10 protein-coding genes are annotated in these 16,374 nt (G+C 59.7%); 6 read left to right on the plus strand and 4 right to left on the minus strand.

The features are described from left to right. The first annotated feature begins 25 nt into the window (after positions 1-25). The 4 genes from pglX to YH3_RS35920 all read left to right on the plus strand — a co-directional run bounded on the left by pglX (position 26) and on the right by YH3_RS35920 (position 8,771). Positions 26-3,598 carry a BREX-1 system adenine-specific DNA-methyltransferase PglX gene (pglX, locus tag YH3_RS02035; protein WP_064442899.1) on the plus strand — a complete coding sequence of 1,191 codons (3,573 nt, stop codon included), beginning with the start codon at positions 26-28 and terminating at the stop codon, positions 3,596-3,598. Between the two features lie 50 nt (positions 3,599-3,648). Continuing rightward, positions 3,649-6,153: a BREX-1 system phosphatase PglZ type A gene (pglZ, locus tag YH3_RS02040; protein WP_064442900.1), complete on the plus strand. Its 2,505-nt coding sequence runs from the start codon at positions 3,649-3,651 to the stop codon at positions 6,151-6,153. Continuing rightward, a complete protein-coding gene (gene brxL / locus YH3_RS02045; protein ID WP_064443454.1) occupies positions 6,153-8,300 on the plus strand; it encodes a BREX system Lon protease-like protein BrxL in 2,148 nt (715 codons plus the stop codon). Before pglZ ends, brxL begins: the two co-directional genes overlap by 1 nt. A gap of 300 nt (positions 8,301-8,600) precedes the next feature. After that, the gene (locus YH3_RS35920; protein WP_193777143.1) at positions 8,601-8,771 is read left to right on the plus strand and encodes a hypothetical protein; all 171 of its coding nucleotides are present in this window, start codon (positions 8,601-8,603) and stop codon (positions 8,769-8,771) included. Between the two features lie 502 nt (positions 8,772-9,273). On the opposite strand, the gene YH3_RS35475 is transcribed toward YH3_RS35920, so the two are convergent. The 4 genes from YH3_RS35475 to YH3_RS02070 form a co-directional block, all read right to left on the minus strand. Further along, entirely contained in the window at positions 9,274-9,648 is a 375-nt protein-coding gene (locus YH3_RS35475) for a hypothetical protein (RefSeq protein ID WP_154100275.1), read from the minus strand. A gap of 57 nt (positions 9,649-9,705) precedes the next feature. Beyond that, positions 9,706-11,505 carry a hypothetical protein gene (locus tag YH3_RS02060; protein WP_154100276.1) on the minus strand — a complete coding sequence of 600 codons (1,800 nt, stop codon included), beginning with the start codon at positions 11,503-11,505 and terminating at the stop codon, positions 9,706-9,708. A 408-nt stretch (positions 11,506-11,913) separates the two neighbouring features. After that, positions 11,914-12,639 (minus strand): DUF4352 domain-containing protein, encoded by a 726-nt coding sequence (locus YH3_RS02065; RefSeq protein WP_082920522.1) that lies wholly within the window; start codon positions 12,637-12,639, stop codon positions 11,914-11,916. Positions 12,640-13,348: 709 nt separating this feature from the next. Then, positions 13,349-13,552, minus strand: coding sequence for a cold-shock protein (locus YH3_RS02070; RefSeq protein ID WP_064442905.1), 204 nt, complete (start codon positions 13,550-13,552; stop codon positions 13,349-13,351). 414 nt (positions 13,553-13,966) lie between these two features. Here YH3_RS02070 and YH3_RS02075 point away from each other — a divergent pair, with 414 nt between their 5' ends. Together YH3_RS02075 and YH3_RS02080 are read left to right on the plus strand one after the other, a co-directional pair. After that, the gene (locus tag YH3_RS02075; RefSeq protein ID WP_064442906.1) at positions 13,967-14,923 is read left to right on the plus strand and encodes a recombinase family protein; all 957 of its coding nucleotides are present in this window, start codon (positions 13,967-13,969) and stop codon (positions 14,921-14,923) included. Between the two features lie 33 nt (positions 14,924-14,956). Then, positions 14,957-16,060 carry a GIY-YIG nuclease family protein gene (locus YH3_RS02080; RefSeq protein WP_064442907.1) on the plus strand — a complete coding sequence of 368 codons (1,104 nt, stop codon included), beginning with the start codon at positions 14,957-14,959 and terminating at the stop codon, positions 16,058-16,060. Positions 16,061-16,374 lie beyond the last annotated feature (314 nt).

The following is a 16,374-nucleotide window of genomic DNA, read 5'->3' on the forward strand; positions in this document are numbered from 1 at the left end:
AAAGACGCCGGTTTAAGGACGCAGCATGGACACCAAACCACTGGAGAGCTTCGCGAAGACCGCCAGGCGCGAACTGATCGTCGCCGTCGAGGCACGGGTATCGACGGTGCTCGCCGCCGGATCCGTCGCGCGTAGCGAGCGCGCCGAGACGGTGCGCCTCCTTGAATCGGAGATCGCCGACCACGGTCGTGAGCACGTGATCGACAAGGTTGCCTACACCTGGTTCAACCGTCTCATCGCGTTGCGCTTCATGGACGCCCGCGGCTACACCGATGCCGGGGTCGTCTCGCCAGCACCAGGCCAGGCCCACGGCCAGCCGGAGATCCTGGCCGACGCGAAACGCGGCGACGTCGACACCGAGGTCGTCACAAATGCCAGCGCTCACGAGGCGATCATCGGTCTGCTGGACGGTACCCGCCGCAGCACCGACGCTGAGAGCGAGGCCTATGCACTGTTGCTCACCGAGTATTGCCGGCATTGGCACAAGACGATGCCGTTCATGTTCGAGGCCGAGGGTGCTTACACCGAGTTGCTTGTGCCCGCTGGTCTGCTCGCCGATGGAGCGTTACTGTCCCGGGTCCGCGAAGTGCTTACCGAGGATGTCTGTGACGACGTCGAGGTGATCGGCTGGCTCTACCAGTTCTACATCTCCGAGCGGAAAGCCGAGGTCTTCGCCGGGTTCAAGAAGAACAAGAAGGCCGGAGCCGACGAGATCCCTGCCGCCACTCAGCTTTTCACTCCGCACTGGATCGTCCGCTACCTCCTGGAGAACTCGCTCGGCCGGCTCTGGATGCTCAACCGGCCGTCCTCGCGATTGGTCGACCAGATGGACTACTACATCGCGCCGGTCGAGGAAGAGAGCGACTTCCTTAAGGTTGCGGGGCCGGAAGAGTTGACGGTGATCGACCCGGCCTGCGGCTCGGGCCACATGCTCACCTACGCCTTCGATTTGCTGTATGCGATCTACGAGGAAGCGGGCTACGCCCCATCGGAGATTCCAAGTCTCATCCTCACCCACAATCTCTACGGCACCGAGATCGACCCCCGCGCCGGGGTGCTCGCGGCGTTCGCGCTCACCATGAAGGCGCGAGCAAAGGACCGTCGCTTCTTCACCCGCGTAAGGGCTCAGCCGAAGATCTGTGTAATCGAGTCGATTTCATTCACGCCGGATGAGTTGGATCTACTGATTACAAAGAGTGGGAACCGTGATGCAGAAATGACATTCTGGAGTCAATTCCGCAATGCAGATACCTTAGGTTCGCTGATCCAGCCGGACGCAGATGAGACCAAGCAGGCCGCAGCGGTTTTGGACAGGCTGAAGGACCAAGAGGAGACGCTCTACTACGATACCCTGATCCGAGCGCGCAAGGCTGTCGCGCAGGCAGGGGTACTTAGCAGCAATTATTCAATCGCCACTGCCAACCCGCCATACATGGGCACTAAGAACATGGATGCTAATCTCGCCGAGTTCGTCAAGGATTGGTATCCGAATAGTAAATCCGATTTGTATGCGATCTTTCTTGACCGGTCACTCCGAATTATTCGCCCAGGCGGAATGCTAGCGATGATTACGATGCAAGGTTGGGCCTTCCTATCATCATACGAAAAGCTGCGGTGCGCAGTTCTATCGACGGCATCGCTCGAAATTTTTGCCCATTTAGGTACTAATGCTTTCGATAGTATCGGCGGCGCAGTAGTCTCTACTGCTGCATTTGTCTTAAAAGCTGGCGGCATCCAGTCGCAGGAATCAATCTTCCTTAGATTGACGGAGGGAAGAAGTGAAGCAGAAAAAGATCGTGCACTGCGCGCATGCATCGACAGAACCTCGCAGGAATGTACTTTCACAATATCTCTCGCCGACCTTAGCGCAATTCCTGGCCGACCACTTGCTTACTGGGTAGCCGATGCTGCATTGAATGCGATTCGCAATTTCCCTCAGTTATCTGAGGCTGCAAAACCGAGACAGGGACTTGCAACTTCTGATAACAATCGATTTTTGCGATACTGGTGGGAGCCAGGATTCGCCTCCTTGGGTCTTGATTTGGAAAGTCGAGATGCTGCGAAGGAGTCCCGTAAGCGTTGGTTTCCCTGCCAGAAGGGCGGGCCATATCGGAAGTGGTACGGAAATCACACAATCGTCATTGACTGGCAACATGATGGCGCGGCAATGCTGGAACTGGCCACGACACTCTATCGATCGCCAACGCGGACCATCAAAAATATGCAATTCTATTTCCGTGAGGGTGGGACTTGGTCGACGATCTCAGCAAATTCGTTTGCGATGCGTTACAGCCCTCCTGGGTTTATTTCTGAGACAAAGGGTGCGATCTGCTTCACAGAAGATCCAGCGACCCTGCAAACTGTAATCGCCTACGCAAACAGCACCGTTGCTGACTACTTCCTCGGTATAAGTTCACCGACATTGGACTTTCATGAAGGGCCTGTAGGTCGCTTACCTTTTGACCCGACTCCTGACACTGCTGCGCTACAGCGAAGTAGCCGGTGCATCGAGATTGCGCGAGAGGACTGGAATTCTCAGGAGGAATCATGGGAATTTGAGGTTTCACCGGTTATCGGGGAGCAGGGGCGGGACACAAACAAGCTACGCGATTCAATTGGCCATTTGCGCTCCCGCCAACGTGCAATGGTCGAAGAGCTCCGATCGTTGGAGGAAGAAAACAACGTTTACTTCGCGGACGTGTACGGACTTGGTCAGACTCTGAAGACCAGTGTCGCGCCTGAAGAAGTAACGCTTACCGGTAATCGCGACTTTCGTTTCTCATCGGTTCGTGCTGAGACTGCCCGAGAAGCCGAGATGCTGTCCTCCATAGGAGAAGAACTCATCTCTTATGCTGTCGGCTGCATTTTCGGCCGCTACAGCCTTGACGCACCTGGACTTGTCCTTGCGGATCAAGGCGCGACCCTCCAGGACTACCTAATGAAAGTGGTTTCAACGAGCTCACCCAGCCAAGAAGCGCTCTCAACCGACGACATCACGTTCATGCCCGACTCCGATAACGTGATCCCGCTCGTCGACGACGGTTGGTTCGAAGATGATGTCGTCGAGAGGTTCCGGGAGTTCCTCAAGGCCGCGTTCGGTACGGAACACTTCGAGGAGAATCTGCGATTCGTGGAGGAGTCGCTGGGTGTCAAGACGCTGCGCGACTACTTCATTACGAAGTCTGGGAGGTCGAAATTCTACGACGATCACGTGAAGCGCTACAAGAAGCGCCCGATCTACTGGATGTTCTCCAGCCCTAAGGGTTCGTTCAACGCACTAATCTACTTGCATCGCTACACGCCGTCGACAGTCTCGACTGTGCTCAACGAGTACCTGCGAGAGTACGAGAACAAGCTGCAGAAGGCATTCGAACGTGCAGAGACGGCGGCCGCCGTCGGCGCATCGACGAAGGACCAGAAGGAAGCTGACCGGCTACGCAAGGTGCTCGCTGAACTGCGCGACTATGAACACGATGTTCTTTATCCGCTTGCCACCCAGCAGCTCGAGATTGATCTCGACGACGGCGTCAAGGTGAACTACCCGAAGTTCTACCCAGCGGTGAAGAAGATCGTTGGCTTGGAATCCAGCGATGGGTGACGAGTCGCGCTCCGCGAACACTGGCCGGCTCGTGATGGCGAGGACTGTGAATGAGTAAGAACCCAACGATCGCGGACCACCTCACGATTCGCTTCGACTCCAAGCGCATCGTCGTATGGCATGATCCCGACGGCGGCTACGCCGCCGGACTCGACGCGTTCGCACCGAGCGACGTGACGGTGCTGCGCATCTCGGGTGACGAATTCGCAGTCAAGCATCGGGTATTGCGTAAAGAGCCGGCGACAAAGTTCTTGCTGTACCGATCCGGCGGCGTGCCCGAAGGGGTCGGGAACTGGTTACTCGACATCGAACTGGCCTACGGCCCGGTGTTCACTGCAGACCGTGACGCGTTGATGAGGGTCGACCTCGGGCTCACAGCGCCGGGTTCTGAGGAGTTGATTGCCAGGTATCAGTCGTTCTTTAACGAAGCGACGCTGGTGGCGAGGCTCAAATCGTTGCCGTTGAACGGCGGCGATCTGACGGTAGTGCGGGCGCAGATGTGCGCCGTGCTTCTGAACCAGAAGGAGCACAGCTTCTCAGAACTCACCCGCACGCTGCTGATGCAGCACGCCGACGGTGATACCACCGGATTTGACGCGCTTGCCTCCCACGGCCTCGCGGACTTCTACTGGGCCGGAGCCTCCGGCATTTACGGGTTCACCTCACAGGCGCCGACGGTGGCGGGGTTCGTGTTGTGGATGTTCCAGCGCGCAACCGACGGGTTCGCAGTCGCCGAGTCGAACAAGACACGGAACCTGGCGCTCGACTTCCGCGGTTTCCGTGACTCCAAGCGCAGCAGTGCAGCGATGAAGTCGCTGGCCCAGGCTGCCCAGGAGAACCTCGACTATACCGATCACATCGGTGAGATCGGTTGGGAGACAATGAAGGACGCGGACATATTTGCCGCCAGTGAGCGTGAGGTGATCCGTCGCCTGGTGGAGGGGATCAGTGCGCAGACGATGTCGTATCGTGACATCGCCGATGCGATCAACGCCAGACGTCGCGATAGCTTCTGGTTCGACGACTACGCGACCGTGTACGCGGCGCTGAGTGCCGCGGCCGAACTGATTCCGACGATCCGGAACGCAGCGTTCACCATCAGTGGCTTTGATGAGGGGCTGACACGGTATCGCGACGAGTGGTTCCGCATCGATCAGCGCTATCGCCAGTTCACCCATGCATATCTCACTGCTGAGTTCAAGCAGCCGATCGAGATTCTTGCCGATCTGGTCGAGAAGGCTTACGTTACCGATTTTCTCGCCCCGATCGGGGTGGCTTGGCAGCAGCAAGTCGATGCGGTCGCGCAGTGGCGCACCATCAACATGACCTCGCAATCGTCGTTCTACGACCACTACGTTGCCCCGAGCCTTAAGGGTCGCAAGAAGGCCGTCGTGATCGTCTCCGATGCACTCCGCTACGAGGTTGCCGATGAGTTGAGTGCGAAAATCCGAGGAGAGAACAAGTTCTCCGCTTCCATCGACGCCATGCTCGGCGTCCTGCCGTCGTACACACAACTCGGGATGGCGGCACTGCTCCCGCACACCACGCTGGCGCATTCCTCAGACGGTGATCCGGTGTTGGTCGATGGGCAGAGGTCCGACGGTACCGCGAACCGCAGCAAGATCCTCAGCGCAGTTGGAGGGGCGGCGATTCAGGCGAAGGACTTCATCGAGATGAAGCCAGCCGATCGTCGTGAGCTGTACTCGTCGAATCAGGTGCTGTACGTCTACCACGACACGATCGATGCGACCGGGGACAAAGCCGTCTCCGAGCACCGAACGTTCACGGCGGCAGAGGACGCGGTCCGTGAGCTGATCGACATCGTCAAGAAGCTCGCGAGCGCGAACGCGACGAACATCATCGTCACCGCCGATCACGGGTTCCTCTATCAGCGTTCCAAGCTGGCTGAGCAGTTCAACCTGACGGTGAAACCGCAGGGTGAGCAGATCGTGAAATCAACACGTCGCTACGTGCTGGGGCGAGGTTTGAAGAAGGACACGGCGTTCACGACGTTCACGCCCGACCAAGTGGGACTGTCTAGCGACCTGGAAGTACAGATCCCGAATTCGATCCAGCGGATCGTGCAGCCCGGAGCCGGATACCAGTTCGTGCACGGAGGCGCCTCCCTGCAGGAGATTGTGGTGCCGGTGATCCAGATCAACAAGAGGCGCAGCGACACAGTCGAGCCGGTGAACGTCGACATCCACCCCGAGTCGGATCGGATCACCACCGGGCAGATCGTCGTCAAGCTGTACCAATCGGCCAAGGTGGAGCCGCACAAACCCGCGCGGCGGCTGCGTGCCGGTCTCTACTTCGGAGACACGCTGATCTCAAACGAGCAGGAGATGACCTTCGACTCGAGCAGTGATGCTGGACGCGATCGATTCCAGAGTGTGACACTGCTTCTCGGTAAGGACGCGGACGAGGCCAACAACCATAGCGTCGAGTTCCGCCTCTCGGAGCCGATCGAGGGTACCGATCAGTGGAAGAAGTACAAGAGCGCCCCGTACACGGTCAGACGTGCCTTCGCCAGTGACGATGGATGGGATTTCTGATGAGCGATCACATCGGCCTCACCGAAGCGGCCCTCCTCGCGCAGGCTCCTGAGGAGGGGCCTGCCGGTGCCGTGGCCGAGCTGACGGCGTTGGACCGCAAGATCAACGCGCAGTTCCCGGGTGCTGTCGTGCGCAAGGACCTCGTCAAGGCGGTCAAAGGCAACGCGATCGTGCCGTCGTACGTGCTGGAGTACTTGCTCGGGCAGTTCGCTGCGTCCGACGACGAGGCGACGATCCAGGAGGGCATCGAGAAGGTGCGCCGGATTCTTGCCGAGCACTATGTCCACCGCAACGAGTCGGAGCTGGTGAAGTCGAAGATTCGTGAGAAGGGTCGCTTCCGGATCATTGACCGGGTCAGCGTGACGTTGAATGAGAAGGCCGACGTCTATCAGGCGTCGTTCGCGAACGTCGGCATCAGCGGGGTGCTCGTGGATTCGAGCACGGTGACCGCGAACCAGAAACTACTGGTGGGCGGCGTGTGGTGCCTGTGCGACATCGAGTACTTGCACAGTGACGACACCCGTGCGGTGCCCTGGATTCTGGGTCGATTGCAGCCGATCCAGATGTCGAGTTTCGACTACGCCGGGTATCTCAAGGCCCGGGCCGAGTTCACTACCGATGAATGGGTAGACCTCCTGATCCAGTCAATCGGCTTCAACCCCGAGATGTTCGGACGTCGCGCGAAACTACTTCAGTTGATCCGGCTGATCCCGTTTGTGGAACGTAACTACAATCTCGTCGAATTGGGCCCGAAGGGCACCGGCAAATCGCACATCTACTCTGAGTTCTCGCCCCACGGCATGTTGATTTCCGGCGGTGAGATCACCGTGCCGAAACTGTTCGTGAACAACGCCAACGGGAAGATCGGCCTCGTCGGCTACTGGGACGTCGTCGCGTTCGACGAGTTCGCAGGCAAGAAGAAACGCACCGACAAGGCGCTGGTCGACATCATGAAGAACTACATGGCGAACAAGTCCTTCTCCCGCGGTGTCGAGACGCTCGGCGCGGAGGCCTCCATGGTGTTCGTCGGCAACACCTCGCACACCGTTCCGTACATGCTCAAACACTCCGACCTCTTCGACGAGCTCCCCGAGAGCTACCACGACTCGGCCTACCTCGACCGCCTGCATTTCTACATCCCTGGTTGGGAAATTGACACGATCCGCGGCGAGATGTTCTCCAGCGGTTACGGTTTCGTAGTCGACTACATCGCCGAAGTCCTCAAGTCGATGCGAAATCTCGACTACTCCGATCGTTACCAGCAGTACTACACACTCGGCTCCGACATCTCCACTCGCGACCGAGACGGCATCCACAAGACCTTCTCCGGTCTGATGAAGCTGCTCTACCCGCACGAGCAGGCCACCGCCCAGGAGATCGAAGAGATCTTGCGCTTCGCGATCGAGGGCCGCAAGCGCGTCAAGGACCAGATCCTGCGCATGGACGCCACTATGGCAACGGTGAAGTTCGGGTACCAATCGCTCGCGGGTGAGTGGACCGCTGTCACGGCACTGGAGGAAGACGAGTACCCCCGGCATTACTACCGCGATCGACCAGACGCTGTCGAGGAGATCGAGGACCTTGTCGGTCCGGCCCAACCTGTGGTGGGTGCGGCCGGCTCGGAGAATGCGGTCGTCTCCGTCCCGATAAAGGAGGAGTTGTATCAAGGACACCGAGATTTCATCGAAAATCAACGCGGCGTCTCCTACGAAACACTCCTTATGCCGTACTTGCGCGGCGCGTCCGAGATCGAGTTGCACGACCCGTACATCCGGATGAACCACCAGGGTCGGAATCTCGTCGAGTTACTGGCCTTGATCGCCTCGGCCAAAGACCCCGCCGACGAGGTGACATTCAAGCTCTACACCCTGCTCGAGACCGACCCTGAGTATCAGAAGAGACAGTTGCAGATGATCGGCCAGATCATTCAGGGGGCTGCCCAACAGGGCATCAAGCTTGACGTGGCTAAGGACCCTGGCGGTCATGATCGCTGGATCCGCACGGACAACGGATGGCGAATCAACCTCGGCCGGGGCCTCGACATCTTTCAGAAGCAAGAAGGCGGCTGGTTCGACTTCGGCAGTACGCGACAGGAGTTTCGCCAGGCTCGGGCATTCGGCGTGACGTATATCCGGGAAGCGAATTGACGGGGGACGTCGACGGACGTGAACCCGCCGACGTCGCCCGTGACTGAATGGTCGAGAGGCGCATCGTCATCGGATGACGGAGTCGAAGGTCTCCGCGGCTAACGATGATCACGACGGGTGCCCTCGCTGCGTTGAAAATCGATCGGAATTCGACACTTTCCCGAAGATTACGTATCGCCAGCTCGTTCCCAAGTCGAGGTGCCGAGAACTCGTGTCGACAATCTATGTCGAATAACCTATCTTATTCAGCTTTTCGACAGGCTTGGAATATATCTGGATGCCCACCAGAGGATGGCGACGATGGCGGATGCGGCATGGGGTGGTTGCGGGGGTTGCGGGCTGGAGTGTTGCTTCGAGTCTGGTGAGGCGTTCTTCGAGGACGCCGGCGATGGCGAGCAGTCCGAGCAGGGTGGGTTCGGTGATGTCGCTGCCGTGCTGGGCGTGACCGAGCAAGGTGGTGCGCAGGAGTGAAATCATGGGGGTGGCCGAGGATGCAGTGAGATCCGAGTTCTGGTCTCCGCAGCGGGTTTCTCTTCGTGCCGTCGAGAACCCGTGTGCAGAACGTAGTCGAATATCGTGTCCATCAGTGTCGGACGGTACTCGAGTGCTGATGCGGAAAAACGTACAGTCAAACCACAGGACCTACTCAGTGAATGAGTGGATCAAAGTTGGGCGAGAGTGTCGAGACCGCCCCGGAATTGCAGCTCCAAAGTGCTCAGGACTGGTCGGGCTTTCGCTGGGCGTGACATCAGTTGTCGAGTATTTCGCGGCATTGTTCCGGGGTGTTGCCTTGCTGTAGGCAATTCGACCACAGGACCTGGGGATGGTTCGGCGGATTCGTTACTGTCGGCGTGCTTGTCGTGGTCCGAGGAGCGCCAGCTGTTGGCGGTGCATCGGTCATTCCGGCTTCGGCCCGAGGGTCGGGGAAGGGCATTCCGAGTGAGTTGGTGCACGTAGTTCCGTCGCAGGATCCTCAGTTGGCGGTGATTTCGCTGACCCGGTTCATGGCTGCGGGGCCGGCGCATTCGTCCGTCCAACCGTATGTTCCGTCCGTGAACGCGGTGTTCGGACCGGGCGACGTGCAGTAGTCGATGTGCTTGGTCACCACCGGCGTTGGCGTGTCGATGAATGTTGCCTCAGCGGTGGGCGGTTCGACGATGGTTTCCGTCGTGGGTTCCACAATCGTGGCACTGGAAACCGGTGTGAGCGTCCCTGACGAGCTCGGCGCCGTGGCGGTCGCAGTTGCTCTCTCAGACGAGGCAGGTTCGGTAGACGAGCCCTGGTCGCTGCACGCACTGAGCGCGAGAAGGAGGATCGGCGCTGCTAGCCAGGCCTTTTTCATTTTCATTGCGATCGCTTCATTCTGTGGACGGGTCGGCGTGTGGTGGCAGAGCTAGGACGGGTGTCAGCGGCGCATTTCTGCGTACGCCTGGCGCCGCAGCTGTCGAAGTTGCCGCCCAACGGCCAGTTGCCAGGCCCTCCATCCGTGCCGTTGCCGGCCCATGATGTCCGTCAACGGCGCCGAGGGTGGCCCGTAGCGTTTCCCGTCGACTTCGAGGGCCCCGTCCCGCGTGATCGTTGCGACGTAGGTGAGCCCGCGGCCGCCGTCGTGATACGTCAGCTGGTCGCCGACCTGTAGATGGCCGAAGAGCATGAGCTGCAAGATGTCATCGTCGTAAGCGATCGGGGCGGAAGACGGCATGATTCGATCGGGTTGGTTTGTGAGCATTGAGGATTCGGATGTCGAATCGTCGCCGTCGCCGTCGCCGTCGCCGTCGCCGTCGCCGTCGCCGTCGCACGAGTTCGGATTCGGCTCGTCAGGTTGTGTGGTTGCGGTGACTGCACCCTCGACATGATGTTCCGTTGTGGGTGTCGGTATCTCGGCTTTGTCTGCTTGTTGGTTTCCCGAACCCACGAGGTTTCCGATCCCGCGGCCCAATCGACCGAGTCCGGATCCGACTCCTGAGACGCCGGCACCGATCGCTTTGCCAGCCGCGCCGGCGACAGCGCTGCCTGCGGACGCTGCCCGACTTCCGACTTCCGCCAGGGCGTCGACGACGCTGGGACTCTCGTGTTCGGTCCAGCCCATGACCTGACTGTCGCGTGCCTGCGCGAAGTTGTCGAGGTCGTCTTTGAGGGTGACGATGTCGTGTTTGAGGTTGTGGGCGGCGCCCCACCGGAACCCGTCGAGTCGGTGCATTTTTGCGAAGTTCGAGAGTTCCGACCGCGCGTGCAGCAGCAGTTCGCCGTCGCGTTCGAAATGCTCTGCCAATAGTGTGCGTGCGTCGTCGAGCACCATCTGCAGATGTTGCGGTTCGGTGGCCTGCACGCGGGCGATCCGGAGTCGTTGCCACAGATAAAGCGATTGCTCACTGACCACTAACAGGTGCAGGGTTTCGCCGAGCCGGTTCTCTTCGATTGCGCGGCGGAGGTAGTCGGCGCGGTCCTGGACCGGGCGAGTGGCATCGAACCCGGCCAAGGTGCGTTTGACGTGTTCTCGGAGTCGTTCGATCGTCATACTCAGGGTGGGGCGGAGACCGGCTACAGATTCCCAGTCCGTGGTCGGGAGTGCTCCGTGTTCGTCGAGTGTGGTGACGAGCCGATCCAGGGTTGCGAAGTGCCCGACCACGTCACCGACACGGGCAGCTTGGGCGAGGACGAGGACTTGTTCGACCTTGCCCTCGACGCGGGCGATCGATTCGTTCACCGATGCGATGGCCGCCGAGAGTGCGACCTGCACTGCGATGAGTTGGAAGGACAATGCTTGGGTGGGGCCGAGGGACACTTTCTGCCATTGCAGTTGGTGACGGAACTTCCCTGCTTGGTCGACGACGGTCATTCGGAAGAAGCCGTTGTCACCGGGCAACGCTTTGTACGTGTTCAACGCCTGGACGCTGTTCGGGGACAACCGCACGAACTGACCGGCCTGGGCGGCAACAGATTTCGCTCCGACGGCAGCGGCGGCGACATTGGCCATCGAGGTTTTGCTGACTCCGGACACGGTGAGTGCTTCGCCGGCGATGTCGGTCAGGCGAGCGAGGTATCCGGCTACGACCTCCGGGTTCCCGGCAACGAGGATGCCTTCTGGTTCGACGGATACGGCGAGTTCGCTGCCGGAGTCGGTGCTGGCGAACAGGTCCATTGCAGCAGTGCCTGATCGAGTGGACTCTGACGGTGAACTGCTCGAGGAGGGCGTCTCGTTCATCGATGTCCGCTTTCTGCTGGTGTGATGGTTTCCGGTGGAAAGCATCCTGGCGATGTCGGTGATGGCACCGTCGGATCGTTTCCGTCCGCCGGGCGATTTCGCGCAGACCGCACGGAATGGCACCCTGCCACGTCCGGTGCAGCAGTGGCTCACCGCGAGTGGATGGACTGTACTGCCTGAGCTGCGGTGCCCGGACCGCACCTGGTAATTCGTCGAGACCAATGCGGCTGCGACCCTCGGGTCCTCGAACGTCGGCGAGTGGGCTGGCGATGGTGCGTCGCCGGAGCTCGTATTCGCTGCGGTTGCTGTGGTGTCCGGCCAGGGCCACGGCGTGGCTTGCATACTTATCGGGCTGGGGCAGGTGAGCGTCAATGAACGCTCGCCTGCCCCAGGGTTGTATCGGGGCGTTCAGATCTGGTTGATCCACCCGATGCGTGAGCTGTCGAAGGAGAGCAGTGTTTCCATAAGCACTACGTACTGTCCGGAGGCTGCCGGATCGTCGAAACAAACGTCGCCTGCGACCCGACCTCCGGGAGCCAACTCACCCGATTCCAGCGTGGAGCGGTCGGAGACGAACGTCGCGTCTTTTGAGACACCGTTAGGATCCTGCAATTTCCAATCCAAGTAACCATTGAAACGTTGCTGCTTGTCAGTGCCGTTGACGACGGTGACGTTCGTGCATAGAAGAGGACCACCGTATGAACGCTCTGCCGACTCCAGAGGTGCAGCAGTGATTTGAACGCCCTTTTTATCGACGGTAGCTCCCGCGTCGGCGCCGGTGTCCTTGCTCGTCTTTCCTGGGAAATCCAGGCTGGCTGCGCTGTCGGAATCCGCAGAACTTGATCCGTTGTTGTCCACTACTGTCGCTGGCTCGTCACCCCCACCAGCGACTGCGGCCACGCAACCTGCGAACAACAATGCAACGATCGCCAGGATGATCCACAAACCCCATCGCTTCTTCTTTGGCGGTTGCGGCGGCTGTCCGTATGGCTGCTGCGGCATCCTGTAGTGCGGGGGTTGTTGTCCGTATGGCTGCTGCGGCATCCCGTACTGAGGGGGTTGTTGTCCGTACGGCTGCTGCGGCGCTTTTTGTGGGTCGCTGCTGTTAGCTGGGTTGTTCGGGTCGGGATTCATGTGTCCTTCTTCTTATTTGTTCGCAGAGTTCGCTCGCAGCTCCCTTGCGGTTTAAAATTCGATTAGTTCTACCATCGCGATGCGACAAATACCTCTTTTGGTCCCAAAATTACGTTTCTCGAAAAGAATGGTGACACCGATTGGAACTTTCGGTTGCGCTGGTCACTGACACGACATCACCTCTCTGACCCCTCCGTCGGTTGAACCGCTACTCGGCGCCAGGACCTGGGCCAAGCACACCCGAACATCGAATCCGAATATGCGTGGGCATACCGCCGGGCAACGCGCGACAGTCGTTATCCCGGGTAGGCGCTGCGCCGCGCCGCCCGGACTTCCGGTCGTAACCTGCCACGGTCCGGCACGTCGATTCCCGCCCCACGTGACTGTCGACGGTGGATCCAGATGAAATTCACTGTGGAAACAGCGATCTCAATCAGTGCCGGTCGTACCCGATTGTCCCAGCGATTGCGCTTGTCGACGACGGGGATCGCTGAGTGCAAAGGAACCTGAATCTGCCACCGAAGTTGAAAATAGAGTTTGTGCGGTTCGGATCCGTCGATAAATTCGTGTCGGAAAACTATGTCAGGTCGCTGTGTATCGTGAGGTTTTCGACGACGGACAGTCGATTAGCTTGGCCGTACCGACAGGGCCTCCGCTATGCAGAAGAGGGCCGCACCCTTGCGGTGCGGCCCTCTTCTTGTGTCACTGATTAGACAGCGCGCACATCGGTGGCCTGAGGACCCTTCTGGCCCTGGCCAACCTCGAACTCCACACGCTGGTTCTCGTCGAGCGACTTGTAGCCGTTGCCCGAGATTTCAGAGTAATGAACGAACACGTCCGGTGTTCCGTCGTCGGGAGCGATGAAACCAAAGCCCTTTTCGCCGTTGAACCACTTCACGATGCCCTGTGCCATACCGATACTCCCTACACACTTGATCCGGGTTTCACATCGAAGTCCCGATCTCGTTTCCCATCCTTGCATGCCCGGCCACGACAGCCTCGCTACAGAGCATCGATAGGTAGTGCGGTGGAGACCTGCAGTCCGACAGAGCAGGAAGGCGATGAAAATGCCCGCTGGCCGGGTGGTTTCGATGTGGATTCGGGTCGCGGCCAACCTGCATTCGCCGGTCTGCTGGAACGAACCGGTGCTCGGATCGGGTCGATTCGGGTGCAGTGCTGCAGCCTGAGGTGATTGCTTCCGGTGCAGCTTGACAGGCACGGCCATCGTACGGCGGTGTCGCCGCGTTCGTTCGGAGCCGGGAGTTTTTCGAGGGAGCGTGCGCTGAAACTTCTGTCGAAAACCTCAAACAGGCGTAGTTTTCGACACATGCTGTTCGGTTACGTGCGGGTGTCGACCGCAGACCAGAATCCTGCCCATCAGATCGATGCCCTGACGCGGGCGGGGATCGACGCCGCAAACATCCACACCGACCACGCGGGTGGTGCGAAAGCATCGAGACCGCAACTCGACGCGGTGCTGACCCGTCTACGTAGCGGTGACACGTTGGTGATCACCCGACTGGATCGGTTGGGGCGTTCGGTGTTGCATCTGATCACCCTCGGTTCCGATTTACGCGAGCGGGGAATCGGATTGAAGGTCCTCGAGCAGGGCATCGACACCGCCACCGCGGAAGGGCGAGCGATGTTCGGGATGCTCTCCGTACTCGCCGAACTCCAACGTGAGCTGATCGTTGCCAACACCCGCGACGGATTGGCCGCAGCGCGCGCCCGAGGCCGTACCGGCGGCCGTCCGTCGAAACTGTCCGGCGATCAGATCGTGCTCGCCCAGCAGCTCTACGACGTGGGGCAGAAGACGGTGGCACAGATCGCGGCGATGTTGAATGTTCCCCGCACTACTGTCTACGGACACCTGAACAAGCGCACACGGGCGGCGAGTGCGTCGACTGATCCGGTGAGCACGGTAGCTGCGGTCCCTGTTGCGCCGGCGCAAACGTCGCGGATCTGCCCGTCCTGCGGGTACGAGCCGAGCACCAGAGCCGAAGCAGCCCATCAACGCGGCGATCTGGCCGTGATCTGGCTGCATCCTCATACCGACAATCCGGCCGATCCTGGTTCGGTGATCGCCCGATCGCATTGCCATCAGTGCGAGCCGGGGCCGCCGGCGTTCGATGTCGCATGCACGGTGTGCGGCGACGGACCAATCCTCGCCGGCGATTTCGCACAGACCGCACGCAGTGGCGCCCTGCCGGATCCGGTGCAGCAGTGGATCACCGCGAGTGGATGGACTGTACTGCCTGAGCTGCGATGCCCGGATCACACCTGAAAATTCGTCGGGACCCGTGAGTACTGTGCACTGATGCAGACAGTATGGACAGTGACGGACAACTCCGCTCGCGAGCTTCGCGATTCGCGACTTGCCGCTGACTTCATCACCCTTGAGATCGACGGAATCAATCCCGATCCAGTGATGCGATGGGCCGAGTTGCGTTCAGTGCTCCGACATCTCGAAGATCACGCGGGCCGCGTTTTCACCACCGCGGAGGCGGCATCGGAGGCACTGTTCGACGATGGCGGCGGCTTCGGTATTTCATCGGTTCTCCGAGCAGGGGTCCTGGACCAACTCCATACCCAGCAGATCGTCGGCGAGTACGTGTTACCGCCGAGAATGGCGCCGGGAGTCACCGAGAAACTCGGTGTCTACGTCTACGCGCTGATCGATCCACGAGATCGCTCCATCTTCTACGTCGGTAAAGGAGTCGGAGATCGCGTCTACAGCCACGTCTGGTCCGCAATGGGAGCCACTGACCTCATCGAAGACGGAATCGAACGCGAAGCCCGCGCAGTGAAATCCGCAAAGAACCAACGCATTCGAGATATCTATCAGTCGGGCAAAACAGTCGAACACGTCATCCTGCGGCATCGGATCGAACCCGACGCGACAGCCGACAAGAGCGCATACGCCATCGAGCAAACCTTGATCGATGCGCTCCGCCTGATAGAAGCGCCTATGGGTACGGCAGTGTTGGCGAACATCGCGGGCGGTCACACCACCACAGAGTGGGGCGTGATCCCGCTACCGGAACTGATCAGGCGTTACGCCGCGGCCGCGGCGCCTGAGATCGAACGGCCGTTCGTTGTTCTCATTGTCAACGCGGCACTGAACCCAGACAACTCCAAGGAGCAGATTTACGAAGAAGGTCGAGGCTGGTGGCACGCCGGCCCGGTTATTCGCAACACAGCGAATGTTCCGATTTTCTTCGTTGCCGCAGACATCGTCCGAGCGGTGTATAGGGCTTCTAGTTGGGAACAGAGCGGGCAGGGCGGAGCGTGGCGGTTCTCCGGCCCGGCGGATCCGGAACTGGAAACCCGCTACGTCGGAACCAGTGTCGCGGAGCTGAAGAAGGCTCGGCGGACTAGGCGATGGCGTCAACATGGTTGGCATCCCTACCCGGTGGAGTGAAAACGCTGCCCGCACATTCGTCGAGTTCTGCTTGCGGCACCGAGCCCCCTGGGTCGCCGATAACATAGATTATGTCAGATGAACTGCGAGAGATGCTGCACAGCAATGGTTTACGCTGTCGCGGGGATCTCGATCGCTACCAAGTCGAGTCCCGTAGCCGCCGCTGAGTGATGCGCTGGTCGATGTCCTCTTTCTCGGTCGAACGCGGTTCGGGCAACATTGGCGTGATTCTGCACGCCGGGGACGCCGGTGAGTGGACTGGCGAACTTGCAGAACCTGCGCAGTGCCGTTCATACAGAGCGAGTGCACTGTAC

The sequence above is a fragment of the Rhodococcus sp. YH3-3 genome (genome assembly GCF_001653035.1).
Lineage (GTDB): Bacteria > Actinomycetota > Actinomycetes > Mycobacteriales > Mycobacteriaceae > Rhodococcus_F > Rhodococcus_F qingshengii.

What these genes read in the sequence shown, in the direction of transcription:
- pglX (WP_064442899.1), top strand. Translation starts at nt 26, where the DNA reads ATGGACACCAAACCACTGGAGAGCTTCGCGAAGACCGCCAGGCGCGAA.
- pglZ (WP_064442900.1), top strand. Translation starts at nt 3,649, where the DNA reads ATGAGTAAGAACCCAACGATCGCGGACCACCTCACGATTCGCTTCGAC.
- brxL (WP_064443454.1), top strand. Translation starts at nt 6,153, where the DNA reads ATGAGCGATCACATCGGCCTCACCGAAGCGGCCCTCCTCGCGCAGGCT.
- YH3_RS35920 (WP_193777143.1), top strand. Translation starts at nt 8,601, where the DNA reads ATGGCGGATGCGGCATGGGGTGGTTGCGGGGGTTGCGGGCTGGAGTGT.
- YH3_RS35475 (WP_154100275.1), bottom strand. Translation starts at nt 9,648, where the DNA reads ATGAAAATGAAAAAGGCCTGGCTAGCAGCGCCGATCCTCCTTCTCGCG.
- YH3_RS02060 (WP_154100276.1), bottom strand. Translation starts at nt 11,505, where the DNA reads ATGAACGAGACGCCCTCCTCGAGCAGTTCACCGTCAGAGTCCACTCGA.
- YH3_RS02065 (WP_082920522.1), bottom strand. Translation starts at nt 12,639, where the DNA reads ATGAATCCCGACCCGAACAACCCAGCTAACAGCAGCGACCCACAAAAA.
- YH3_RS02070 (WP_064442905.1), bottom strand. Translation starts at nt 13,552, where the DNA reads ATGGCACAGGGCATCGTGAAGTGGTTCAACGGCGAAAAGGGCTTTGGT.
- YH3_RS02075 (WP_064442906.1), top strand. Translation starts at nt 13,967, where the DNA reads ATGCTGTTCGGTTACGTGCGGGTGTCGACCGCAGACCAGAATCCTGCC.
- YH3_RS02080 (WP_064442907.1), top strand. Translation starts at nt 14,957, where the DNA reads ATGCAGACAGTATGGACAGTGACGGACAACTCCGCTCGCGAGCTTCGC.